Annotated in this window: 4 protein-coding genes and 1 pseudogene; 2 read left to right on the top strand and 3 right to left on the bottom strand. The window is 64.4% G+C overall.

Going from position 1 to position 3,542, the window contains the following annotated elements; all coding sequences use genetic code 11:
• The first annotated feature begins 155 nt into the window (after window positions 1-155).
• Window positions 156-1,268 (top strand): DNA recombination protein RmuC, encoded by a 1,113-nt coding sequence (locus ACILRA_RS21180; protein ID WP_395664030.1) that lies wholly within the window; start codon window positions 156-158, stop codon window positions 1,266-1,268.
• A 77-nt stretch (window positions 1,269-1,345) separates the two neighbouring features.
• Window positions 1,346-2,359 carry a zinc-binding alcohol dehydrogenase family protein gene (locus ACILRA_RS21175; RefSeq protein ID WP_395664031.1) on the top strand — a complete coding sequence of 338 codons (1,014 nt, stop codon included), beginning with the start codon at window positions 1,346-1,348 and terminating at the stop codon, window positions 2,357-2,359.
• A gap of 80 nt (window positions 2,360-2,439) precedes the next feature.
• Here the strand turns inward: ACILRA_RS21175 and recR are convergent, their stop codons facing one another.
• From recR to ACILRA_RS21160, 3 genes and pseudogenes are all read right to left on the bottom strand, one after another.
• The gene (gene recR / locus ACILRA_RS21170) at window positions 2,440-3,045 is read right to left on the bottom strand and encodes a recombination mediator RecR (protein ID WP_395664029.1); all 606 of its coding nucleotides are present in this window, start codon (window positions 3,043-3,045) and stop codon (window positions 2,440-2,442) included.
• The gene (locus tag ACILRA_RS21165; protein WP_395664028.1) at window positions 3,045-3,368 is read right to left on the bottom strand and encodes a YbaB/EbfC family nucleoid-associated protein; all 324 of its coding nucleotides are present in this window, start codon (window positions 3,366-3,368) and stop codon (window positions 3,045-3,047) included. The genes recR and ACILRA_RS21165 overlap by 1 nt, the downstream gene beginning before the upstream one ends.
• Window positions 3,352-3,542, bottom strand: a pseudogene (locus ACILRA_RS21160) (hypothetical protein); the annotation flags it as partial. The pseudogene ACILRA_RS21160 and the gene ACILRA_RS21165, both read right to left, overlap by 17 nt.

The raw sequence follows: 3,542 nt of genomic DNA, 5'->3' as shown, positions 1-3,542 counted from the left end.
CGAACCAACCGCTCCAGTTCCGTCCGCTGCGACGGCTCCAAAACAATCCTAACAGCAGGCTTGCCCATCTCATGCCCCCAAATCAAATCAGGGCATGATCATACATATTTATCGATCAAGACACTAGTGAGGCGAATCGGTTTAGGCTTCCCGCCATGGACCTTGACCGCGCCCTGATCGTGATCGGCGGCACCCCCGTCACGCTGCTCGATATCATCGTTGCCGCAGCGATCTTCGCGCTGTTTCTGCTGATCGCGGCGGTGGTCCTGTCGTGGCGGGCCCAGGCCAACCGGCAGGCGGGCCTGAAGCGCACGGTGGAACTCGAGTTCCGCATTGCCGAACTCTCCGGTGCGCTGAAGAGCCTGGTCGAACAGTCGCAAGGCTCACAGATACAGCTCGCCTCGGCGCTGGACGAGCGGCTCGAGCAGGCATCGGTCCGCACCGGGCAATCGCTGAACCAGCTGCATGAACGCCTGGCCGTCATCGACGCGGCACAGAAGAACATCACAGCGCTTTCCAGCGAGATGCTGACCCTCAAGGACATTCTGTCGAACAAGCAGGCGCGCGGCGCCTATGGCCAGGCGCGCATGGAAGCCATCATCCGCGACGGGCTTCCCAACAATGCCTATGCCTTCCAGGACACGCTGAGCAACGGCACCAGGCCGGACTGCCTCGTCTCGCTGCCCGACTCGCAGATCAGGCTGGCGATCGATGCCAAGTTTCCACTCGAAGCCTTCAACGCCCTCAAGACGGCGCGCGGCGAAAACGAGCTGCGCAACGCCGAGGCGCGGCTGAGGGGCGACATGCTGAAGCACGTCAAGGACATTGCGGAGAAATATCTCCTCGCCGGGGAGACACATGAGACAGCCATCATGTTCGTGCCGTCCGAAGCCGTTTACGCCGAACTCTACGAGCGCTTCGAGGACGTGATCCAGAAGGCGCACCGCGCCCGCGTCATCATCGCCTCTCCAAACGTGCTGATGCTGCTGGTGCAGACGCTTCAGGCGATCTTCAAGGACGCCCGCATGCGCGAGCAGGCGGGCCTCATCAAGGTGGAGGTCACGCGGCTGCTGGAGGACGTCGCCCGCCTGAAAGACCGCGTTGGTGAATTGCAGAAGCATTTCGGGCTTGCCGCCGCCCACCTCGAGAAGCTCGGCATCTCGGCCGAGAAGGTCACGCGCCGGGGACTGAGGATCGAGAGCCTCGACCTGCAGCAGCCGGAAACCGCCGTCGAGGTGGTGCGGCCGAAGCTCATCGAACGCAATTGAACCCCCCATGAGGAATTGGCGCGCGGGCTCAGCCCGTGCAATGATCGAACCATAACGCTTTGAGGATGAATATCTTGATGAAGGCAGTCGGCTACAGGAATGCGGGCCCGGTTTCGGACAGTCAGGCGCTCGAGGACATCACGCTTCCGGTCCCCGTTCCCACCGGGCGCGATATCCGCGTTGCGGTGCGCGCGGTATCCGTCAATCCGGTGGATACCAAGATCAGGCGCGGTGTGGCGCCGCCGCCGGGTGAGCACAAGGTGGTGGGCTGGGATGCCGCGGGCGTGGTTGATGCCGTGGGCCCGGAAGCAACCCTGTTCAAGCCCGGCGACGAGGTGTTTTATGCCGGATCCCTCGACCGGCCCGGCACCAACAGCGCGCTGCACATCGTCGATGAGCGGATCGTGGGCCGCAAGCCGCGCAACCTGAACTTTGCCGAGGCCGCCGCCCTGCCGCTGACCGCCATCACCGCATGGGAGGCGCTGTTCGACCGGCTGAAGGTCACCGTTCCCACGCCTGAAGGGGCAGGATCGATCCTCGTCGTGGGCGGTGCGGGCGGTGTGGGCTCGATCGCCATCCAGATCCTGCGGCAGCTGACAGGCCTCACCATCATCGCCACGGCATCGCGCCCGGAAACTCAGGCCTGGGTGAAGGAGATGGGCGCGCACCATGTGGTGGACCACCGGAAGCCGCTGAACGAGGAGGTGAAGAGGCTTGGCCTTTCAGCACCCGGCTTCGTGTTCTCCACCACCGAAACGGACAAGCATCTCGATGCCATTGTCGATCTCATGGCGCCGCAGGGCCGCTTCTGCCTCATCGACGATCCGCCGCCGCTCGACATCATGAAGCTGAAGCGCAAGAGCCTGTCGCTGCACTGGGAGCTGATGTTCACGAGGCCCCTTTACGGCACCGCCGACATCGAGGAGCAGCACAGACTTCTGAACAGCGTCTCCGCCATGGTGGAAGAAGGCAAGATCCGCACCACCATGTCGGCCCATTTCGGCGCCATCACCGCGGCCAATCTCCTCAAGGCCCACGCCCTGATCGAAAGCGGCTCCGCACGCGGCAAGATCGTGCTGGAGGGTTTCTGACCGCGCCGCGAACGATCAGATGATCGCCACGAATCGTCTTCTCCCGCTGAAGGAGCGGGAGAGGACAGACTGCCCCAATTTTAGAGGGGCCTTCTCGCCCTGATCGCCTGCATCAGCGTGCCTTCGTCGAGATAGTCGAGTTCGCCGCCGACCGGCACGCCGTGAGCGAGGCGGGAGGCGGCGATCCCAAGGGTTTTCAGCCGCTCGGTGATGTAATGCGCCGTGGTCTGGCCTTCGACGGTGGCATTGAGCGCCAGCACCACTTCCTTCACACCGCCCGCACCTGCGCGCGCGATCAGCGTGTCGATGCTCAGGTCCTCCGGCCGGATGCCCTCGATCGCCGAGAGCGTGCCGCCCAGCACGTGGTAGAGGCCGTTCCAGGCGCCCGCGCGCTCCAGCGCCCAGAGGTCTCCGACGTCCTCGACGACGCAGAGCGTGCTGCGGTCACGGCGCGGGTCGGTGCAGAGCGTGCAGGGATCGACGGTGTCGACGTTGCCGCATTCCGAGCAGACGGTCACCTTGTCGCGCGCCTCCGCCATGGCCGTGGCGAGGGGCACGAGAAGGCGCTCGCGGTTCTTGATGAGATAGAGGGCGGCGCGCCTGGCCGAGCGGGGGCCGAGCCCCGGCAGCTTGGCGAGCAACTGGATCAGCCGCTCGATCTCAGGCCCCGTGGTGCGGCGCGACATCAGAAGGGCAGCTTGAAGCCCGGCGGCAGCGGCAGCCCGCCGGTGACGGACTTCATCTCCTCCGCCATCATGGCCTCCGACTTGTTCTTCGCATCGGCGTGAGCGGCGGAGATCAGGTCTTCGAGAATATCCTTCTCCTCGGGTTTCAGGAGCGAAGGATCAATCTCAATGCCCGTCATCGCGCCCTTGCCGGAAAGCGTCACCTTGACGAGGCCGCCCCCGGACTGGCCCGTGACCGTGGCGTGTTCGAGCTTCGCCTGCATCTCGGCCATGCGCGACTGCATGGCCTGGACCTGCTTCATCATGTCACCGAGGTTCTTCATCGTTCTCACTCATGCTGGGGGGAAGAATCGTCTGGTCCGGCTCCCTCACGTCGATGATCTCGGCGCCGGGGAAACGCTTCAGCACGGCCTGCACATCAGGGTGCTCGCGCGCCAGAATGAAAAGGCTGTCCTTGCTCTCCTGGCGCTGGCGGGACACGGGCTTGGCGCCGCCTT

The sequence above is a fragment of the Aestuariivirga sp. genome (genome assembly GCF_044239095.1).
Taxonomy (GTDB): Bacteria; Pseudomonadota; Alphaproteobacteria; order Rhizobiales; family Aestuariivirgaceae; genus Aestuariivirga.
The sequence above is the reverse complement of the archived record's forward strand: the minus strand, read 5'-3'. Positions and strand labels throughout refer to the sequence as shown.